We start from the raw sequence: 20,779 nt of genomic DNA on the forward strand, positions 1-20,779 counted from the left end.
TTTTATGCGCGTATTTTTACATTTGTTACTGAGTTTTGTATTGTCTATACTGATTTGTATTTTGCTCTATTCTGCACATCAGTCATGGTTCAGTAATATGGTAGATGATGTGACCAATTGTCAACTCTCCAGGTCATCCATTGGGTTGTATTTCATCGTGGTTTTTAGCCTGTTGTTTTTGGTCTCTTTTTCTCAATTCAATGTGTTGATGAGCCTATTTATCGCAACAATCGCCTTGTTGCATTTTGCCTCTTCGCTCGAATCTCAGAACGTTTTTGAAATTGGTTATAGCGTCTTCTCGAAATTTGTTTGGTATAATTTGTTGTTAAAACCTAGTTTTGTGCTGATATTTTTATTAATATTAGGCATGATAAGTGCGATATGTTTAACGTTCAATAAATTAAAACCTCGATTTTTTGATGAAGTGGTCTAATTTTTTAGTGCTAGGTTTATACTTGTTGAGTTGCTTTACGATGGCTCAATTCGAAGAAGTGACACCTCCAAAAAATATCAAATCATTACAATTATTCAATCCCAATTCCAACGACAACACGCCTGTAATTGCGATGGGACAGTATTTAATAATTTCTTTTGATGATTTGAATGCTGGTTACAAACGTTATCAATACAAAATAGAACATCGCAATGCCGATTGGTCGGAATCCAATATTTTCCAGTCAGAATTTTTAGACGGATACAATTCAGATTATATCAGAACGCACAAAAATTCTTTCAATACCTATCAGCGATACACCAATTATCAATTGCAAATTCCAAACAAAGAAATGCGCTTGAAATTGCCAGGCAATTATGTGCTGAAGGTTTATTTGGACAACGATGAAAAACCGCTTTTTACCAAAAGATTCGCCGTGTACGAAAGCAGGGCCGATGTTGGCGTTTTAGTTAATCGTTATGTGAATCCGAAAGACGAATGGTTCAACCAACGAATACAAGTGCAGGTGGTGAGTGGCGAACTGAATTTGACCGAATCGCCAGATGGCGCCCAGTTGTTCATCATGAAAAACAATAATTGGAACGATCATATCTCGAACGTTCGGCCGACTTTTTCTCGTACAAATCAGCTTACTTACAATTCGTTGAATTTGTTGAAAGAAGGCGGAAGCGAATACAATTGGTTCGATACCAAGAATCTCGATGTGCCAGCACTTTCTACCGAAAAAACATTTCGACAAGACAGTGTGTATTACACTTTTTTGCGTCCGCATGAGCCTCAGTATCAATTTGTTTATAATGATTATCCTGATATCAATGGTAATTTTTACATTCGCACCCTACGATTGGGAAATGAGCTGAATGCCGCTTCCGAAGCAGATTATACTTGGGTAAATTTTGCACTCGATCGCTTCGATGACAAAGCTGGGCAACTCGAAGTGTATGTCGTAGGCGCTTTTAATAACTGGGCGATTGTCGAAGAGAATAAAATGCATCGAGCCGAAAGCGGAATGCTCGAGCTTGATCTCTACCTGAAACAAGGGTATTACAATTATCAGTTTGCTGTAAGAGACACCAAAACAGGAGCAGTTTCGCAGACCTATGTCGACGGCAGTTTTTGGCAAACCGAAAATTTGTATCAAGCCCTTTTTTACTTTAGACCTTGGGGATATCGGTACGATTTGCTTTTGGGTTACGGAGAAGGAAATTCAAGAAACTGATGGGAAAAGATTTTGTTTTAGGATGATGTAAATCATCATGAATAAAATCACAACAATTATCCTTAAATTTGCAAGACCTAATATCAACACAAAAATAATATAAATGTCAAACGCAATCATTCAAATCCCCGTAGTGGTCAACGAACCGGTAAAAGCATATGGTGCAGGATCGCCAGAACGTATCGCTCTACAAGCAGCATACCAAGAAATGTATAATACCGTTACCGAAGTTCCGCAATACATTGGGTCGGAAGAAGTTTTTAGCGGAAATAAAATGGAAATAAGACCACCGCACGATCACCAAAAAGTTGTGGGATATTACCATAAAGGAACTCAAGAAGATGTAAAAAAAGCCATTGCAGTAGCTTTAGAAACTCGTAAAACCTGGGCTCAAACGCCTTGGCAAACACGTGCAGCAATCTTTTTGAAAGCGGCAGATTTGATCGCGGGACCATACCGTGCCAAAATTAATGCAGCAACGATGATTGGGCAATCTAAAAACGCCATGCAAGCCGAGATTGATTCAGCTTGTGAGTTCATCGATTTTCTACGTTTCAACGTGAAATTCATGACCGAGATTTATGCAGATCAGCCCGTTTCATCACCAAACGTTTGGAACAAAGTAGAATATCGTCCTTTAGAAGGATTCACATTTGCCATCACACCGTTCAACTTCACCGCAATTTCGGGTAACTTACCGTCTTGTATGGCATTGATGGGGAATGTGGTGGTGTGGAAACCGTCTGACAAACAATTGTTGTCTGCCAAAGTTATCATGGAGGTTTTCAAAGAAGCAGGTTTACCAGATGGGGTGATCAATATGGTACTTACTGGTGGTGCAGAAACAGCCGAAACATGCATCAGCCACCCAGATTTTTCAGGATTACATTTTACAGGTTCTACACAGGTTTTCAAAGATTTGTGGAAAAAAATAGGAAGTAACATCGATATTCACAAAACGTATCCGAGAATCGTAGGAGAAACAGGAGGCAAAGACTTTGTTGTTGCACACCAATCGGCAAAGGCCAAAGATGTCGCAATTGGCTTGGTACGAGGAGCATTTGAATACCAAGGTCAAAAATGTTCGGCAGCATCAAGAGCATATATTCCATCGAGTTTATGGGGCGAGGTAGAGAAAGAAATGAAGGGAATGTTGGCGTCGATTACAGTAGGTTCGCCAGAAGATTTTACCAACTTTGTGAACGCTGTAATTGACGAAAAAGCATTTGATAAAATCTCGGGTTATATCACACGTGCCAAAGAAGCAAGCGATGCTGAAGTGATAATGGGTGGAAATTTCGACAAATCAAAAGGATATTTCATCGATCCGACGGTGATCAAAACTACCAATCCAAAATACGAGAGTATGGTAGAAGAAATCTTCGGACCAGTACTTACCGTTTATGTTTACGAAGACGATCAATACGAAGAAACTTTGCAGTTGGTAGACCAAACTTCAGACTACGCGCTTACTGGAGCATTGTACGCGTTGGATGCTGACGCCTTAGCTCTTGGATACAAAAAACTCGAAAATGCAGCGGGTAATTTCTACATCAACGACAAGCCTACGGGAGCTGTTGTGGGGCAACAACCTTTCGGTGGAGCAAGAGCTTCTGGTACAAACGACAAAGCAGGTTCGGCAATGAATCTTCTGCGTTGGACGTCTGTTCGTACCGTAAAAGAGCAATTTGTTCACCCAACAGATTATCGTTATCCATTTTTAGAAAAATAATTTTTATAAATTTGAACCTCACTTCGGTGAGGTTTTTTTTATTATGAGCACATCTTCAACGAGCGAAATAGCGATAAAAGCGTCTGTCTTTAGCATTTTTGGAAACCTGATATTAGCCTTGATCAAAGGAATAGCAGGTTACTTTGGTAATTCTTACGCCTTGATCGCCGATGCTATAGAATCGACTACCGATGTGTTTTCTTCTATTTTGGTGCTTTTCGGACTCAAATATTCTGCCCGACCAGCAGACGACAATCATCCCTATGGGCATGGTAAAGCAGAGGTGATTGTTACTTTTCTTGTTGTGCTTTTTCTCATGGTTTCTGCGGTAATTATTGCGGTAGAAAGCGTTCAGAACATTACAACGCCGCACGAAACTCCAAAACCTTTTACCCTCATCGTTTTAGGAGGCATCATCGTATTCAAAGAATTATCATATCAATATGTAATCCGAAAGAGCAAAGAGAGCAATAGTTCTTCGCTCAAGGCAGATGCGTGGCATCATCGCAGCGATGCTATTACATCGATGATGGCGTTTATCGGAATTTCGTTTGCGCTCATTTTAGGTCCAGGTTGGGAGGCTGCAGACGATGTTGCTGCACTCATCGCTTCTGGGATCATTGTGTACAACGCTTATAGAATCCTTCGCCCAGCTTTAGGCGAAATGATGGACGAGCATTTGTATGGAGAAGAGTTAGAAAAAGTTATCGAGTTTACACATAGGGTTCCTGGGGTTTTAGGTACCGATAAGGCAAACATCAGAAAGTCTGGAATGCGGTATTTTGTAGATTTACACGTGATTGTGAGCCAAAACCTATCGGTAGGCGAAGGACATGAAATCGGACATTTGGTAAAAGATTTAATCATGGCAAAGATGCCACAAATCGCAGATGTGCTGATTCATATCGAACCCGATAATCTGCTTCAAACCTCCTATCAAGAAAAGTTAAATGATCTAATCAATTTAGAATAATGCTTTCATAATAAAAAACTCAATTTAAAATTATAATTTAGCGAAGCAAAAACACACAAAAATGAAATATTTAGAAAACGAAAATTTAAAACTCATTGCACAATCTGCAAAAGACTTTGCACAACAACATATCCAACCCAATATCATGGATTGGGACGAGAGCCAGACTTTCCCGGTAGAAGTATTCAAAAAATTGGGAGAGATGGGCTTTATGGGAATTTTAGTTCCAGAAGAATTAGGCGGTAGCGGTTTGTCTTACGACGAATATGTAACAATCGTAGATGAAATTTCGCAAGTAGACCCATCGATTGGTTTATCGGTTGCGGCGCATAATTCATTGTGTACCAATCATATCTTGACTTTTGGGAATGAAGAACAAAAGAAAAAATGGATCCCGAAATTAGCAACAGCCGAATGGATTGGCGCTTGGGGACTTACCGAGCACAACACAGGTTCTGATGCTGGAGGAATGTCGACCACAGCAGTAAAAGATGGCGACGAATGGGTGATCAACGGAGCCAAAAACTTTATTACGCACGCCATTTCGGGTGATGTTGCCGTTGTGATGACACGCACTGGAGAGAAAGGTGCAAAAAATAACGCAACAGCTTTTGTTATCGAGAAAGGAACGCCAGGATTTACTTCGGGTAAAAAAGAAAATAAATTAGGAATGCGCGCCTCGGAAACCGCAGAACTTATTTTCGATAATGTGCGCGTTTCAGACGCCAACCGTTTGGGAGAAGTTGGAGAAGGATTCAAACAAGCGCTGAAAATTCTAGATGGCGGACGCATATCGATTGCAGCATTGAGTTTGGGTATTGCCAAAGGAGCCTACAAATCGGCGTTGAAATATGCAAAAGAAAGAGAACAATTCGGGCAACCGATTGCGAATTTCCAAGCCATCAATTTCAAATTAGCAGAAATGGCAACCGAAATCGAAGCTTCTGAATTGTTGATTTACAAAGCTGCCTACCTCAAAAATAAAAATCTCCCGATGTCGACCGAAGGAGCGATGGCGAAATATTATGCCTCAGAGGCTTGTGTGCGCATTGCCAACGAAGCGGTTCAAATCTTCGGAGGTTATGGTTATACCAAAGATTTCCCAGCAGAGAAATTCTACCGAGATTCGAAATTGTGTACCATTGGCGAAGGAACCACCGAAATTCAAAAATTGGTCATCGGTAGAAATATTATAAAAGATTAAGAGAAAAGTATTTGTATAATAATATAAAGCGTTATATATTTGCAAACTCAAAATATAGAAACAAAAAGAAATAGATAGATTATGTTAATCATTCCAGTAAAAGACGGCGAATCAATCGAAAGAGCCCTTAAAAAATACAAGAGAAAATATGATAGAACAGGAGTATTGCGCCAGCTAAGAGCACGTCAACAATACACCAAACCATCTGTTCTTAAACGTCAAAAAATGGGTAGAGCAATCTACAAACAAGCTTTGCTAGCTCAAGAAGAAGCTTAAGCAAAAGAAATAGTTTACAATAAATTTGTACAACCTATTCGTTGAAGTTTTATAACTTTGGTGAATAGGTTTTTTTATGGATTATATTCAGAAATTTCTCGATTATTTATTGCTCGAAAAACGGTATTCGCAACATACGGTGAAAAATTATGCGATAGACCTTCGAGATTTTAAAGACTTTTTCTTCGAAGAAGAATTGACCTACGAAATTGAGCACGCCACAAAAAATCACATCAGAGCATTCGTTATGCGACTTTCGCAAAACAAGCTTTCAGACAGAAGCATCAATCGTAAACTCACGACGCTGCGATCTTTTTATAAATTTTTGATGAAAATAGGGCTAATCTCTACCGCACCTACCAGTCAAATCAAATCACTCAAGACCAAAAAAGAAGTGCTGGTTCCTTTGACAGAAACTGAAACCCAAAAACTTTTCGAATACGAAGGCTTGTTCCCGAATACTTTTGAAGGAATAAGAGACCGATTGATTTTGAATTTATTTTACCAAACCGGCATGCGTCGATCTGAGCTTATTCAGTTGAAAACAAATCAGATAGACTACCATCAAAAAACAATCAAAGTAATAGGAAAGCGAAACAAAGAACGCCTTTTGCCAGTTGCAGATCAATTGCTAGAAGAATTGGCACGATACCAAAAATTGCGTTCCGAAGTCGCTCTCGAAGGCGATTTAACATTTTTTATAACCACTATAGGAAAACCTTTGTACGATAAATTTGTTTACAATCTGGTAAAATATTATCTTAGTCATATTACAAACAAGAAAAAGAAGGGGCCGCATGTATTGAGGCATACCTTTGCTACACAGTTGTTGGAGAATGATGCAGATCTGAATGCGGTAAAAGAATTATTAGGGCATTCGAGTTTGTCTTCTACACAAATCTATACACACAGTAGCATTCATATTTTAAAAAAAGTGTTTAACCAAGCTCACCCACGTGGGCGTAAAAAAGAAGAACTATGAAAGTAAAATTTCAAGCGGTTAATTTTAATGCGAAACAAAACCTAGAAGAGTATTTAGAGCAGAAGTTATCTAAGTTAGACAATCTGACCGACCAGATTATTGCGGCAGACGTCACGATGAAATTAGAAAACACATCGGAAAAAGATAACAAGTTGATAGATGTAAGATTAGAAATTCCGGGCGACGATATTTTGGTCAGCAAAAAAGGACAATCGTTCGAAGAGTGTATCGATTTATCCATGGATACCTTGAAACGCTTAATCATCAAACGCAAAGAAAAAATTGCAGACCGATAAATGGGATTAAAAAATATTTCAAAAATTTGGATTATAAAAAAATCTATGTAAATTTGCAGTCCGTTAAAACAACAGTTAACGGACTGTTCTTTGTAAGAGAAGTAGAAAATTGCCGATGTAGCTCAGCTGGCTAGAGCAGCTGATTTGTAATCAGCAGGTCGTGGGTTCGAGTCCCTCTATCGGCTCTTTTTTTTTGAAATTTGTGTTGGGAAGATACTCAAGCGGCCAACGAGGACGGACTGTAAATCCGTTGGTTTTCACCTTCGCAGGTTCGAATCCTGCTCTTCCCACTTTATAATTTTTTCGTTCTGAATTATAAGAAAAATAAAATAATTTTTTACCTTTGCAAGGTTTTAATTCAGAATTGTAAAAAACAGAAAGAACAGGCGGGAATAGCTCAATTGGTAGAGCGTCAGCCTTCCAAGCTGAATGTTGCGGGTTCGAGTCCCGTTTCCCGCTCTATTTCTTGCCGATGTAGCTCAGGGGTAGAGTGCTTCCTTGGTAAGGAAGAGGTCGCGGGTTCAATTCCCGTCGTTGGCTCACGTTTTTTTTCTTGTGATTTATTATAAGAAAAAGTAGTATTTTAGAATCTTTAGATTAAGTATAACATAGAAATTAATAAAAAGTAAAATGGCAAAGGAAACTTTTAATCGTAATAAGCCGCACTTGAACATCGGTACTATCGGGCACGTTGACCACGGTAAGACTACATTGACTGCTGCTATTACAAAAGTATTGGCTGACGCTGGTTATTCAGAAGCGAGAGCTTATGACTCAATCGATAACGCTCCAGAAGAAAAAGAGAGAGGTATTACAATTAATACATCTCACGTAGAGTACGAAACTGCTAACCGTCACTATGCACACGTTGACTGTCCTGGTCACGCGGATTACGTGAAAAACATGGTTACTGGTGCTGCTCAAATGGATGGTGCGATCTTAGTAGTTGCTGCTACAGACGGACCAATGCCACAAACTCGTGAGCACATCTTATTGTGTCGTCAGGTAAACGTTCCACGTATCGTTGTTTTCTTGAACAAAGTGGACATGGTTGATGATGCAGAGTTATTAGAATTAGTAGATATGGAGGTAAGAGATTTGTTATCTTCTTATGAGTACGATGGTGATAACACGCCAGTAGTACAAGGGTCTGCATTAGGAGCATTGAATGGTGAGTCAAAATGGGTAGAGACAGTTCTTAACTTGATGGAGGCTGTTGATACTTGGATCGAGCAACCAGTACGTGACCAAGATAAACCATTCTTGATGCCAATTGAAGACGTATTCTCAATTACAGGACGTGGTACTGTAGCGACAGGACGTATCGAAGCTGGTGTAATCAACACAGGTGATCCAGTTGATATCGTAGGTATGGGTGAAGAAAAATTAACTTCAACTGTAACTGGGGTAGAGATGTTCCGTAAAATATTAGATAGAGGAGAGGCTGGTGATAACGTAGGATTGTTGTTACGTGGTATTGAGAAAACAGACATCCGTCGTGGTATGGTTATCGCAAAACAAGGATCTGTAACTCCACACAAAAAATTCAAAGCTGAGGTGTATATCTTGACTAAAGAAGAAGGTGGACGTCACACGCCATTCCACAACAGATACCGTCCTCAATTCTATGTACGTACAACAGATGTAACAGGAGAAATCCATTTACCAGAAGGAGTAGAGATGGTATTACCTGGGGATAACTTAACTATCGATGTTGAGTTGTTACAGCCAATTGCATTGAACGTAGGTTTACGTTTTGCTATCCGTGAAGGAGGTAGAACTGTAGGTGCGGGACAGGTAACAGAAATTTTAGATTAATATTATTTAATATAAAATTATAAAAAAAAGATGGTAGTCGATTCCAGACTACCATTTTTCTACGGGCATAGTTCAATGGTAGAATAGCGGTCTCCAAAACCGTTGATCAGGGTTCGAATCCTTGTGCCCGTGCAAATTAGAAAAGCGATATGAAAATCGTAAACTTTATAAAGGAATCGTATGTAGAGTTCAAGGATCATGTAACATGGCCAAATTCGACGACGCTTCAGAAAGATACCATTACTGTAACTATAGCAACTGTTGTGTTAGCTATATTTTTGTATTTGGTAGATTCTGCATTTGCGAATATACTGTATTCGATTTATGAAACATTGAGATAAAAATTATTTAATCCGTTAGTCAAGTTAACATCATGATTGATAAAAAATGGTATGTAGTAAAAACCGTAAGCGGACAAGAGCTTAAGGTGAAAAACTATATTGAGAACGAAGCACAATATCAGAACCTAACCGATTATATTGGTCAGGTGGTTGTGCCTATGGAAAAAGTCATTCAACTTCGCAACGGAAAAAAATATCAAAAAGAAAAAGTTCACTTCCCAGGATATGTAATGGTAGAGGCTTCTTTACAAGGAGAAGTGCCACACCTAATCAAAAATATCCCAGGCGTGATCAGTTTTTTAAGTGCAACCAAGGGCGGTGATCCTGTACCAATGCGTCAGAGCGAGGTCAACAGAATGCTCGGGAAAGTAGATGAATTGGCAGAAAATATCGAAATCAACACCATGGCATTCACCATAGGAGAACCGGTACGAGTTGCAGATGGCCCATTCAAAGGCTTCGATGGTGTAGTTGAAACCATCTCAGAAGATAAACGCAAGTTGGAGGTTATGGTCATGATTTTCGACCGTAAGACACCATTAGAGTTAAACTTCTCTCAAGTAGAAAAAATTTAGGCTGCTTCCACATAACGCTTAATTTTAAAATATAAAAATGGCAAAAAAAATTGAAAAAGTTGTAAAACTTCAAGTAAAAGGAGGGCAAGCAAACCCTTCGCCACCTGTAGGACCTGCATTGGGTGCTGCTGGGGTAAACATCATGGAGTTTTGTAAGCAATTTAACGGACGTACACAAGAAAAACAAGGGCAAGTGTTGCCAGTTGTAATTACCGTGTATCAAGACAAATCTTTCGATTTTGTGATCAAAACTCCACCAGCTGCAGTACAGTTGATGGACTTAGCAAAATTGAAAAAAGGTTCTGGAGAACCAAACCGTCAAAAAGTTGGTTCAGTAACTTGGGATCAAGTAAGAGCGATTGCTGAAGATAAGTTGGCAGACATGAACTGCTTTACTGTTGAATCTGCTATGAAAATGGTTGCTGGAACTGCACGTTCTATGGGTATAACTGTAAAAGGTGGTCAAGCTCCAGAATAATTAAAAACATTTAGACATGGCAAAATTGACAAAAAAGCAAAAGGAAGTTCTAGCTAAAATAGATAAAACAAAACTTTACAGCTTAGAAGAAGCTTCTTCATTAGTAAAAGAAGTAAACTATGCTAAATTCGACGCATCGGTAGATGTAGCTGTACGTTTGGGTGTAGACCCTAAAAAAGCGAATCAAATGGTGCGCGGGGTGGTCTCTTTACCACACGGTACAGGGAAAGATGTACGAGTATTGGCATTGGTAACTCCAGATAAAGAAGCAGAAGCTAAAGAAGCAGGCGCAGACTATGTAGGGCTAGATGAGTACTTACAAAAAATCAAAGAAGGTTGGACAGATGTAGACGTTATCGTAACAATGCCAGCCGTAATGGGTAAATTGGGACCATTAGGACGAGTTTTAGGACCACGTGGATTGATGCCAAACCCAAAATCAGGTACTGTAACTTTAGAAATTGGCAAAGCAGTTTCGGAAGTAAAAGCAGGTAAAATCGATTTCAAAGTAGATCGTTACGGAATCATCCATGCAGGAATTGGTAAAGTATCATTTGATGCTAACAAAATTCAAGATAACGTGAACGAGTTAGTACAAACTTTGATAAAATTAAAACCAACGGCTGCCAAAGGTACGTATGTAAAAAGCATCACGCTTTCTACAACACAATCAGTTGGAGTGCCAGTTGATCCAAAAAGTGTTAACGCATAAAAGTAGAATATTATGGCAATGACGAGAGAAGAAAAAGCAACCATGATAGAAGATTTACAAGGAGTTTTACAAGACTCTAAAGTAATCTATCTTGCAGATATCGAAGGATTAAACGCTGTTAATTCTACCGAATTAAGAAGAGCATGTTTCAAAGGAGACGTCTCTTTACGCGTTGTGAAAAACACTTTGTTGAAAAAAGCAATGGAGAACATCGAAGATAAGAACTTCGAAGAACTTTACGATTCTTTAAAAGGAAATACCGCTTTGATGGTCGCAGAAAAAGAAAATGCACCAGCTAAAGTAATCGAAGCATTCAGAAAAAAATCTGATCGCCCAATCCTTAAAGGAGCATGGATCGACAACGTAACCTACGTAGGAGATGATCAATTGACAACATTAGCAAACTTCAAATCTCGTGAAGAATTGATCGCAGACATCGTAGCATTGTTGAAATCACCAATCCAATCTCTACTTTCTCAATTAGAGAACAAAGGAGAAGCAACAGCAAAAGCAGAAGAAACACCAGCAGCAGAAGAAGCACCAGCAACAGACGCTACTGAAGAAGGACCTGCAGCGGAATAAGACGCACTCAATATCTAAAATAAAGTTGTAAAACAAAAAAAAATTAAAATGGCAGACATTAAAAAATTAGCTGAAGAGTTAGTAAACTTAACAGTTGTAGAAGTTAACGAATTATCAACAATCTTGAAAGACGAATACGGAATCGAGCCTGCTGCAGCAGCAGTTGTAGTTGCTGGAGGAGGAGCTGGTGAAGCTGCTGAAGAGCAAACTGAATTCGACGTAATCTTGAAATCAGGAGGAGCTAACAAATTAGCTGTTGTAAAATTAGTTAAAGATTTAACAGGTAAAGGATTGAAAGAAGCAAAAGACTTAGTAGATTCTACACCTGCTGCAATTAAAGAACAAGTTTCTAAAGACGAAGCTGAAGCTTTAAAGAAACAGCTTGAAGAAGCTGGTGCTGAAGTTGAGTTGAAGTAATTTTTATTACTCCAAAATATAGGTTTAGACCTTCACCAAGGCGTGAAAGGTCTAGGCCTTTTTAAGCATTAAGATATTATCTAATCCAAAATTCGTTCGAAATTGGCTACAACAACAAACAACACAGCTGCGAAAAACGAAAGATTGAGCTTCGCTTCTACCAAAACGATAGCTCAGTTCCCAGATTTCTTAGACATTCAAATCAAATCTTTCGAAGATTTTTTCCAGTTAGAAACTAGACCAGATCAACGTAACAACGAAGGTCTTTTCAGAACTTTTGCCGAGAATTTCCCAATTACAGATACTCGCAATCAGTTTGTTTTAGAATTTCTGGACTACTTTGTAGATCCGCCACGTTATACCATCGATGAATGCATCGAACGTGGACTCACTTACAGTGTGCCCCTAAAAGCACGCCTCAAATTATATTGTACCGACGAGGAACATGAAGACTTCGAAACCGTTGTACAAGACGTATACCTAGGTACTATACCTTATATGACGCCTTCAGGTTCTTTTATTATCAATGGTGCAGAACGTGTGATTGTATCGCAATTGCACCGCTCACCAGGTGTATTCTTCGGACAATCTTTCCATGCCAACGGGACCAAATTATACTCGTCTCGGATCATCCCATTCAAAGGATCATGGATCGAATTTGCAACAGATATTAATAGCGTAATGTATGCCTACATCGACCGTAAGAAAAAATTACCACTTACGACTTTGTTGCGTGCAATAGGTTACGAAAGAGATAAAGATATTTTAGAAATTTTCGACCTTGCAGAAGAGGTGAAAGTCTCAAAAGCTACTTTGAAAAAAGTAGTTGGTCGCAAATTAGCAGCTCGTGTCTTGAATACTTGGCACGAAGATTTCGTTGACGAAGATACTGGAGAAGTAGTATCGATCGAACGTAACGAAATCATCCTAGATCGTGAAACCATTATCGAAAAAGATCACATCGATCAGATTGTAGATTCTGGTGTCAAAACGATCTTGTTACACAAAGAGGATAATAATTCTGCAGACTATGCCATTATCCACAACACCTTACAAAAAGACCCTACCAATACAGAAAAAGAAGCGGTAGAATATATTTACCGTCAATTGCGTAACGCAGAACCACCAGATGAAGAGACCGCTCGTGGTATCATCGATAAGTTGTTCTTCTCAGATCAGCGTTATTCTTTAGGGGAAGTAGGGCGTTACCGTTTGAATAAAAAATTAGGTTTAGACATTTCAGAAGATATCGAAGTCTTGACCAAAGAAGACATCATATCGATTATTAAATATTTGATCGAATTGATTAATTCAAAAGCAGAGGTCGATGACATCGACCACTTGTCTAACCGTCGTGTACGCACCGTAGGCGAACAAATGGCTGCACAATTTGGTGTAGGTTTGGCTCGTATGGCACGCACCATACGCGAACGCATGAACGTTCGTGACAACGAAGTGTTTACGCCAATCGATTTGATCAATGCCAAAACTCTATCATCGGTAATCAATTCGTTCTTTGGAACCAACCAATTATCTCAGTTCATGGATCAAACCAATCCGTTGTCAGAGATTACTCACAAGCGTCGTTTATCAGCCTTAGGACCAGGCGGTCTATCTCGTGAACGCGCAGGTTTCGAGGTACGTGACGTGCACCATACGCACTACGGAAGACTTTGTCCGATCGAGACTCCTGAAGGACCAAACATCGGATTGATTTCTTCTTTGTGTGTCTTTGCTAAAGTCAATAATTTAGGATTCATCGAAACGCCATACCGCCAAGTTGCTGATGGTAAAGTCGATATGAATTCTGAACCAATCTATCTATCGGCAGAGGAAGAAGAAGGAAAAATCATTGCGCAGGCAAATATTCCGATGAAGGATGACGGGTCGATTGACACAGAACGTGTAACCGCTCGCGAAGATGGTGACTTCCCTGTGGTTGAACCACAAGAGGTAGACCTCATCGACGTGGCACCTAACCAAATTGCTTCGATTTCAGCATCATTAATTCCATTCTTGGAGCATGACGACGCCAACCGTGCATTGATGGGGTCGAACATGATGCGTCAGGCAGTACCGTTGCTCAAACCAGAAGCACCTATCGTCGGAACAGGATTGGAAAAACAAGTAGCAAAAGATTCACGAATCTTGATCAATGCAGATCGTGCAGGTGAGGTTGTCTATGTAGATGCAAACCAAATCACCATCAAATACGACCGTTCAGAAAATAAAGCTTTGGTAAGTTTCGATACCGATGAAAAGACCTATCCGTTAACCAAATTCCGTAAAACGAATCAAGGGACTACCATTACATTGAAACCAATTGTAAAAGTTGGTGATCGTGTAGAAAAAGGACAAGTGCTTTGTGAAGGTTACGCAACAGAAGAAGGCGAATTGGCTATTGGTCGCAATATGTTGGTTGCTTTCATGCCATGGCAAGGATATAACTTCGAAGATGCAATTGTAATCTCTGAAAAAGCAGTTCGTGAAGACTGGTTTACCTCTATCCACATCGACGAATATTCATTGGATGTACGCGATACCAAATTGGGAATGGAAGAGTTAACTTCAGACATCCCGAACGTTTCAGAAGAGGCTACAAAAGACTTAGACGAAAACGGTATGATTCGCATCGGGGCAGAAGTAAAACCAGGCGATATCTTAATTGGAAAAATTACGCCGAAAGGAGAATCAGATCCTACACCAGAAGAAAAATTGTTACGCGCAATCTTTGGTGACAAGGCAGGCGATGTAAAAGATGCTTCACTCAAAGCCTCACCATCATTGCGAGGAGTTGTAATCGATAAGAAATTATTCTCACGTAGCATCAAAGATAAACGCAAACGCTCGCAAGAAAAAGCGATCATCGAAAGCGTAGAAGCTGAATTCGATGTGAAATTCAACGAGTTGCGCGAAGTCTTGTTAGAGAAATTATACACCCTACTCAACGGAAAAACTTCACAAGGTGTTTACAACGACCTGAAAGAAGAAGTAATCAAAAAAGGGGTAAAATACACACAGAAAATCCTTTCGAATGTTGAAGATTTCTTGAATTTGAATGGTGTAGATACCGTTTGGACTACCGATGAAGATAAAAACGAATTGGTAAAAGAATTGTTACACAATTACAAAATCAAATACAACGACCTTCAAGGAGCATTGAACCGTGAGCGTTTCACGATTTCGGTTGGAGATGAATTGCCAGCAGGTATTGTGAAATTGGCCAAAATCTACATCGCCAAAAAACGTAAATTACGCGTTGGAGATAAGATGGCAGGACGCCACGGAAACAAAGGTATCGTAGCACGCATCGTACGTGACGAAGATATGCCGTTCTTAGAAGATGGAACACCAGTAAACATAGTACTGAATCCGCTTGGGGTACCTTCTCGTATGAATATCGGTCAGATTTACGAAACCGTATTAGGATGGGCAGGAATGAAACTGGGCAAGAAATTTGCTACACCAATCTTCGATGGAGCAGAAATCGACGATATCGACAACATCACCGAAGAAGCAGGATTACCAAAACACGGAACTACCTATCTATACGATGGTAATACCGGTGAGCGTTTTGCTCAGAAAGCAACCGTTGGGGTGATCTATATGTTGAAATTAGGACACATGGTAGACGACAAGATGCACGCTCGTTCTATCGGACCATATTCATTGATTACACAACAACCATTAGGAGGTAAAGCCCAGTTTGGTGGTCAACGTTTCGGAGAGATGGAGGTATGGGCATTAGAGGCATTCGGTGCAGCTAATATCTTACGTGAAATCTTGACAGTGAAATCGGACGATGTTGTAGGACGTGCGAAAACTTACGAATCTATCGTAAAAGGAGAACCAATGCCAGAACCTGGTATACCAGAATCATTCAACGTATTGTTGCATGAATTACAAGGTCTTGGATTAGACATCAACTTGGAAGAATAATAGGCAAGCCTATTATTCCTCCAATTCGTTATTTATAAAAATTGTTAGATACATTTCTATATGTCAACAAAAAATAAAACAAGTCAATTTTCTAAAATTCGTATCGGTTTAGCTTCGCCAGAATCTATTCTACAAGAATCGAAAGGTGAAGTTTTGAAACCAGAAACGATCAACTATAGAACACACAAACCAGAGCGCGACGGATTGTTCTGCGAGCGTATATTCGGACCCGTAAAAGATTACGAATGCGCCTGTGGGAAATACAAACGTATCCGATACAAAGGCATTGTGTGCGACCGTTGTGGAGTAGAGGTTACCGAGAAAAAAGTACGTCGCGAACGCATCGGACACATCAATCTTGTTGTACCTATTGCACACATCTGGTACTTCCGTTCTTTACCCAACAAAATTGGGTATATCTTAGGTTTACCGTCTAAGAAATTGGACATGGTAATCTATTATGAGCGTTATGTGGTCATCCAACCAGGTATAGCAAAAGGACCAGAAGGAGAAGAATTGAATAAATTAGATTTCTTGACAGAAGAAGAATATTTAGATATTTTAGAAACCCTTCCACAAGAAAATCAATATTTAGAAGATACAGATCCAAACAAATTTATCGCAAAAATGGGTGCTGAGGCATTAGAAGACCTTTTGTCGAGAATCGACCTCGATGAATTGTCTTACGAATTGCGTCACAAAGCACATCACGAAACTTCTAAACAAAGAAGAACAGAAGCTTTGAAACGTTTGCAAGTAGTAGAATCTTTGCGCGAATCAAACGAGCGTTACGTAAACCGTCCAGAGTGGATGGTAATGCGCGTGATTCCAGTAATTCCACCAGAATTACGACCATTGGTTCCGCTAGATGGTGGGCGATTCGCTACCTCAGATTTGAACGATTTGTATCGTCGTGTAATTATCCGTAACAACCGTCTGAAACGTTTGATCGAAATCAAAGCTCCAGAAGTAATTTTACGTAACGAAAAACGTATGTTGCAAGAAGCAGTAGATTCATTGTTCGATAATACCCGCAAAGCATCAGCCGTAAAAGCAGATGGAAACCGTCCGTTGAAATCACTTTCAGACTCGTTGAAAGGTAAACAAGGTCGTTTTCGTCAAAACTTATTAGGTAAACGTGTCGATTATTCGGCTCGTTCGGTAATTGTTGTAGGACCAAACCTGAAATTACACGAATGTGGTTTGCCAAAAGATATGGCAGCAGAATTGTACAAGCCATTCATCGTTCGTAAATTGATCGAACGCGGAATTGTAAAAACAGTAAAATCTGCCAAAAAAATCATCGACCGTAAAGAACCAGTTGTTTGGGATATCTTAGAAAACGTAATCAAAGGACATCCAGTTCTTCTGAACCGTGCTCCAACCTTGCACCGTCTTGGTATCCAAGCTTTCCAACCGAAGTTGATCGAAGGTAAAGCAATTCGTCTACACCCATTGGTGTGTACAGCTTTCAACGCCGATTTCGATGGTGACCAAATGGCGGTTCACTTACCATTAGGACCAGAAGCAATCTTAGAAGCCCAATTGTTGATGTTGGCTTCTCAAAATATTTTGAACCCAGCGAACGGATCTCCAATCACAGTACCTTCTCAAGACATGGTATTGGGTCTTTATTATATGACCAAAATCCGTCGATCTACAGAGAATGTAAAAGTAAAAGGAGAAGGTTTAACTTTCTATTCAGACGAAGAAGTTCAGATCGCATACAATGAAAAAGCAGTAGAACTGAACGCTCCAATCAAAGTTAAAGCAAGAGTTCGTAAAGGAGAAGAGTTGGTAGAAGAATTGATCGAAACCTCGGTAGGACGTGTTTTGTTTAACAAAATCGTACCAGAAAAAGTAGGTTTTGTAAACGAAGTATTGACCAAAAAGTCGTTGCGTACAATCATTACCAACATCATCAAATTGACCGACTTCCCTACGACCGCTAAATTCTTGGACGATATGAAGAATTTAGGGTACCGTAACGCATTCGAAGGTGGATTATCTTTCTCCCTAGGCGATATCATCATTCCAGAAGAGAAAAAGATATTGATCTCCAATGCTATTGACCAAGTAGAGAGCATCAAGATGAACTACAACATGGGACTTATTACCAACAATGAGCGTTACAACCAAGTGATCGACGTTTGGACCAATACCAATGCAACGCTTACCGAAGTGGTAATGAAACAAATGACCGAAGACGACCAAGGATTCAACTCTGTATTCATGATGTTAGATTCGGGAGCGCGTGGTTCCAAAGAGCAGATTCGTCAGCTTGCTGGTATGCGCGGATTGATGGCGAAACCTCAAAAAGCAGGTTCTTCTGGAGGCGATATCATCGAAAATCCGATTGTATCCAACTTCCGCGAAGGCTTATCAATCTTAGAATACTTCATCTCTACGCACGGTGCTCGTAAAGGTCTTGCCGATACAGCATTGAAAACTGCCGATGCAGGATACTTAACTCGCCGTTTGGTAGACGTAGCACAAGATGTGATCGTCATGAGTGAAGATTGTGGCACTCTGAGAGGTTTGGAAGTTTCAGCATTAAAGAAAAAAGAAGAAATCATCGAAAGCTTGGCGTCTCGTATCTTAGGACGCTCAGCGCTGAATGATGTTTACAATATCGATACAGGTGAACTCATCATTGAAGCTGGCGAATTGATTACAGAAGAAATTGCAAATGCTATAGAAGCCGCTGGAATCGAAACTGTAGAAGTTCGCTCTCCATTGACATGTGAGGCGAAAACAGGAATCTGTGCTAAGTGTTACGGACGTAACCTTTCTACTGGTAAATTGGTTCGCAAAGGGGAATCTGTCGGAGTTGTAGCAGCTCAATCAATTGGTGAGCCTGGTACACAGTTGACCTTGCGTACTTTCCACGTTGGGGGTACAGCAAGTAACGTATCCGAGCAATCTTCTATCGTTGCAAAAATAGACGGAATTGTTGAATTTGATGATTTACGTACCGTAAAATCAGAAGACGAACAAGGAAATGCCGTAGATATTGTGGTTTCGCGTTCAACAGAGATGAAGTTGATGGACGAAGCGGGTAACGTAAGACAAACGACAAACATTTCGTATGGTACAATCCTCAAAGTAAGCAACGGAACCAAAGTGAAAAAAGGTGATGTCATCGCTTATTGGGATCCATACAATGGAGTAATCATTGCCGAAGCTCCTGGTAAAGTAGAGTACGAAAACTTAGAACAAGGGATGACTTACCAATTGGAGATCGATGAACAAACTGGTTTCCAAGAAAAAGTAATCTCAGAATCTCGTAACAAAAAATTGGTACCAGCATTACGTGTCATCACCAAAGATGGAGAAGAGAAAACCTATAACTTACCACTTGGTGCACACCTTATCGTAAACGATGGTGAGAAAATTAAGGCAGGTAAAGTCTTGGTGAAAATCCCACGTAAATCTGCAAAATCTGGAGATATTACGGGTGGTCTTCCACGGGTAACCGAATTATTCGAGGCGCGTAATCCATCAAATCCGGCAGTAGTTTGTGAGATGGACGGAGTGGTTTCTTTTGGAAAAATAAAACGTGGTAACCGCGAGTTGATCGTTGAATCGAAAAATGGTGAAATTCGTCGTTATTTGGTGAAATTATCTTCTCAAATCTTGGTTCAAGAAAACGACTTTATCCGTGCAGGTGAACCATTATCAGACGGAGCAATTACACCAGAAGACATCCTGAAAATCAAAGGACCTACAGCTGTACAAGAATATTTAGTAAACGAAATTCAAGATGTTTACCGCTTACAAGGGGTGAAAATCGACGATAAACACTTCGAAATCATTGTACGCCAAATGTTACGCAAGGTACGCATCGTAGATTCTGGAGATACTCGTTTCTTAGAAGATAGCTTAGAACACAAAGACGACTTCATGGAAGAAAACGACAAGTTGTTTGGTAAAAAAATAGTAGAAGACGCAGGAGACAGCGATGTTTTACGCCCTGGTCAGTTCATTACTGCACGCGAGTTGCGTGACGAAAACTCTCGTCTTAAACGTGAAGATAAACAATTGGTAACCGCACGTGACGCAATGCCTGCGACTGCAGAAGCAGTGTTGCAAGGTATCACCAGAGCATCGTTACAAACCAAATCGTTCATGTCGGCTGCATCATTCCAAGAAACAACAAAAGTATTGAATGAGGCTGCAGTAGCTGGTAAAATAGATGGTTTGAACGGATTGAAAGAAAACGTTATCGTTGGACACTTGATACCTGCAGGTACAGGTCTCAAAGAATACCAAGATATCATCGTAGGTTCTAACAAAGAATATGAAGAATTAATTAACGCAAAACAAGAATTATAATGTCAGAAAATCAACAAAACGAAGGATTAAACATCGAGTTAAACGAAATGGTAGCTCAAGGTGTATACGCAACAGGAGCAATCATCAACCACTCACCTTCAGAGTTCGTGGTAGATTTCATTCAATTTATGCCAGGTGCTAGACCAAGCGTAAAATCAAGAATCATTTTATCACCTTTACAAGCTAAAGCTTTGGTTAAATCTTTAACCGAAAATGTTAGCAATTATGAGAAAAACTTTGGAGAAATTGTTGAGCCAAAACAAAACTTAACAGCAAATTTTGAAGCTTAATCTCTGGATTAAATCATAAATGTTAAAAACTCCTACCAAGCGGTGGGAGTTTTTTTGTTATTTCTAAAATGATACGATGTTTTTTTGTGATTTTGTAATAATCAGCTTTCAATTATCAGCCCAATTGTAAGGTTGGTAAAATCTAAGCATAGCATT

General features: G+C 39.7%; 18 protein-coding genes and 5 tRNA genes. All 23 read left to right on the forward strand.

Going from position 1 to position 20,779, the window contains the following annotated elements:
- Positions 1-4 precede the first annotated feature (4 nt).
- The 23 genes from BN8061_RS05850 (at position 5) to BN8061_RS05955 (ending at position 20,623) form a co-directional block, all read left to right on the forward strand.
- Positions 5-433, forward strand: a complete 429-nt coding sequence (locus BN8061_RS05850) for a hypothetical protein (RefSeq protein ID WP_154662267.1) — start codon at positions 5-7, stop codon at positions 431-433.
- Positions 420-1,673: a type IX secretion system plug protein gene (locus BN8061_RS05855; RefSeq protein WP_094745869.1), complete on the forward strand. Its 1,254-nt coding sequence runs from the start codon at positions 420-422 to the stop codon at positions 1,671-1,673. The genes BN8061_RS05850 and BN8061_RS05855 overlap by 14 nt, the downstream gene beginning before the upstream one ends.
- Before the next feature lie 103 nt (positions 1,674-1,776).
- The gene (gene pruA / locus BN8061_RS05860) at positions 1,777-3,405 is read left to right on the forward strand and encodes an L-glutamate gamma-semialdehyde dehydrogenase (protein WP_068597317.1); all 1,629 of its coding nucleotides are present in this window, start codon (positions 1,777-1,779) and stop codon (positions 3,403-3,405) included.
- 43 nt (positions 3,406-3,448) lie between these two features.
- Positions 3,449-4,378, forward strand: a complete 930-nt coding sequence (locus BN8061_RS05865; protein WP_068597319.1) for a cation diffusion facilitator family transporter — start codon at positions 3,449-3,451, stop codon at positions 4,376-4,378.
- Between the two features lie 61 nt (positions 4,379-4,439).
- Entirely contained in the window at positions 4,440-5,582 is a 1,143-nt protein-coding gene (locus BN8061_RS05870) for an acyl-CoA dehydrogenase family protein (protein ID WP_068597320.1), read from the forward strand.
- 81 nt (positions 5,583-5,663) lie between these two features.
- A complete protein-coding gene (gene rpsU / locus BN8061_RS05875; RefSeq protein ID WP_068597323.1) occupies positions 5,664-5,858 on the forward strand; it encodes a 30S ribosomal protein S21 in 195 nt (64 codons plus the stop codon).
- A 76-nt stretch (positions 5,859-5,934) separates the two neighbouring features.
- Positions 5,935-6,840: a tyrosine-type recombinase/integrase gene (locus BN8061_RS05880; protein ID WP_068597324.1), complete on the forward strand. Its 906-nt coding sequence runs from the start codon at positions 5,935-5,937 to the stop codon at positions 6,838-6,840.
- Entirely contained in the window at positions 6,837-7,136 is a 300-nt protein-coding gene (gene hpf, locus BN8061_RS05885; protein ID WP_068597326.1) for a ribosome hibernation-promoting factor, HPF/YfiA family, read from the forward strand. The genes BN8061_RS05880 and hpf overlap by 4 nt, the downstream gene beginning before the upstream one ends.
- A gap of 111 nt (positions 7,137-7,247) precedes the next feature.
- Positions 7,248-7,321 (forward strand) — tRNA-Thr (locus tag BN8061_RS05890).
- A gap of 22 nt (positions 7,322-7,343) precedes the next feature.
- Positions 7,344-7,426 (forward strand) — tRNA-Tyr (locus tag BN8061_RS05895).
- 96 nt (positions 7,427-7,522) lie between these two features.
- Positions 7,523-7,595: transfer RNA gene (locus BN8061_RS05900), tRNA-Gly, on the forward strand.
- 9 nt (positions 7,596-7,604) lie between these two features.
- A tRNA-Thr gene (locus BN8061_RS05905) sits at positions 7,605-7,676 on the forward strand.
- Positions 7,677-7,766: 90 nt separating this feature from the next.
- Entirely contained in the window at positions 7,767-8,954 is a 1,188-nt protein-coding gene (tuf, locus tag BN8061_RS05910; RefSeq protein ID WP_068597328.1) for an elongation factor Tu, read from the forward strand.
- A gap of 61 nt (positions 8,955-9,015) precedes the next feature.
- Positions 9,016-9,086 (forward strand) — tRNA-Trp (locus tag BN8061_RS05915).
- A gap of 17 nt (positions 9,087-9,103) precedes the next feature.
- Positions 9,104-9,295, forward strand: a complete 192-nt coding sequence (gene secE / locus BN8061_RS11755; RefSeq protein ID WP_094745870.1) for a preprotein translocase subunit SecE — start codon at positions 9,104-9,106, stop codon at positions 9,293-9,295.
- A 32-nt stretch (positions 9,296-9,327) separates the two neighbouring features.
- On the forward strand, positions 9,328-9,870 hold the full coding sequence (gene nusG, locus BN8061_RS05920) for a transcription termination/antitermination protein NusG (RefSeq protein ID WP_068597330.1): 543 nt from the start codon (positions 9,328-9,330) through the stop codon (positions 9,868-9,870).
- Between the two features lie 37 nt (positions 9,871-9,907).
- Positions 9,908-10,348 (forward strand): 50S ribosomal protein L11, encoded by a 441-nt coding sequence (gene rplK / locus BN8061_RS05925; RefSeq protein WP_068597331.1) that lies wholly within the window; start codon positions 9,908-9,910, stop codon positions 10,346-10,348.
- Between the two features lie 16 nt (positions 10,349-10,364).
- On the forward strand, positions 10,365-11,060 hold the full coding sequence (gene rplA, locus BN8061_RS05930) for a 50S ribosomal protein L1 (protein ID WP_068597333.1): 696 nt from the start codon (positions 10,365-10,367) through the stop codon (positions 11,058-11,060).
- 12 nt (positions 11,061-11,072) lie between these two features.
- The gene (gene rplJ / locus BN8061_RS05935; RefSeq protein WP_394330293.1) at positions 11,073-11,642 is read left to right on the forward strand and encodes a 50S ribosomal protein L10; all 570 of its coding nucleotides are present in this window, start codon (positions 11,073-11,075) and stop codon (positions 11,640-11,642) included.
- A 48-nt stretch (positions 11,643-11,690) separates the two neighbouring features.
- On the forward strand, positions 11,691-12,059 hold the full coding sequence (gene rplL / locus BN8061_RS05940; RefSeq protein ID WP_068597336.1) for a 50S ribosomal protein L7/L12: 369 nt from the start codon (positions 11,691-11,693) through the stop codon (positions 12,057-12,059).
- Positions 12,060-12,161: 102 nt separating this feature from the next.
- Positions 12,162-15,998: a DNA-directed RNA polymerase subunit beta gene (rpoB, locus tag BN8061_RS05945; protein ID WP_068597337.1), complete on the forward strand. Its 3,837-nt coding sequence runs from the start codon at positions 12,162-12,164 to the stop codon at positions 15,996-15,998.
- Between the two features lie 60 nt (positions 15,999-16,058).
- The gene (gene rpoC, locus BN8061_RS05950) at positions 16,059-20,333 is read left to right on the forward strand and encodes a DNA-directed RNA polymerase subunit beta' (protein WP_068597340.1); all 4,275 of its coding nucleotides are present in this window, start codon (positions 16,059-16,061) and stop codon (positions 20,331-20,333) included.
- Positions 20,333-20,623 carry a DUF3467 domain-containing protein gene (locus BN8061_RS05955; protein WP_068597342.1) on the forward strand — a complete coding sequence of 97 codons (291 nt, stop codon included), beginning with the start codon at positions 20,333-20,335 and terminating at the stop codon, positions 20,621-20,623. The genes rpoC and BN8061_RS05955 overlap by 1 nt, the downstream gene beginning before the upstream one ends.
- The last annotated feature ends 156 nt before the right edge of the window (positions 20,624-20,779 follow it).

This window comes from Vaginella massiliensis, from assembly GCF_900089075.1.
In the GTDB taxonomy this organism is placed as follows: Bacteria; Bacteroidota; Bacteroidia; order Flavobacteriales; family Weeksellaceae; genus Weeksella; species Weeksella massiliensis_A.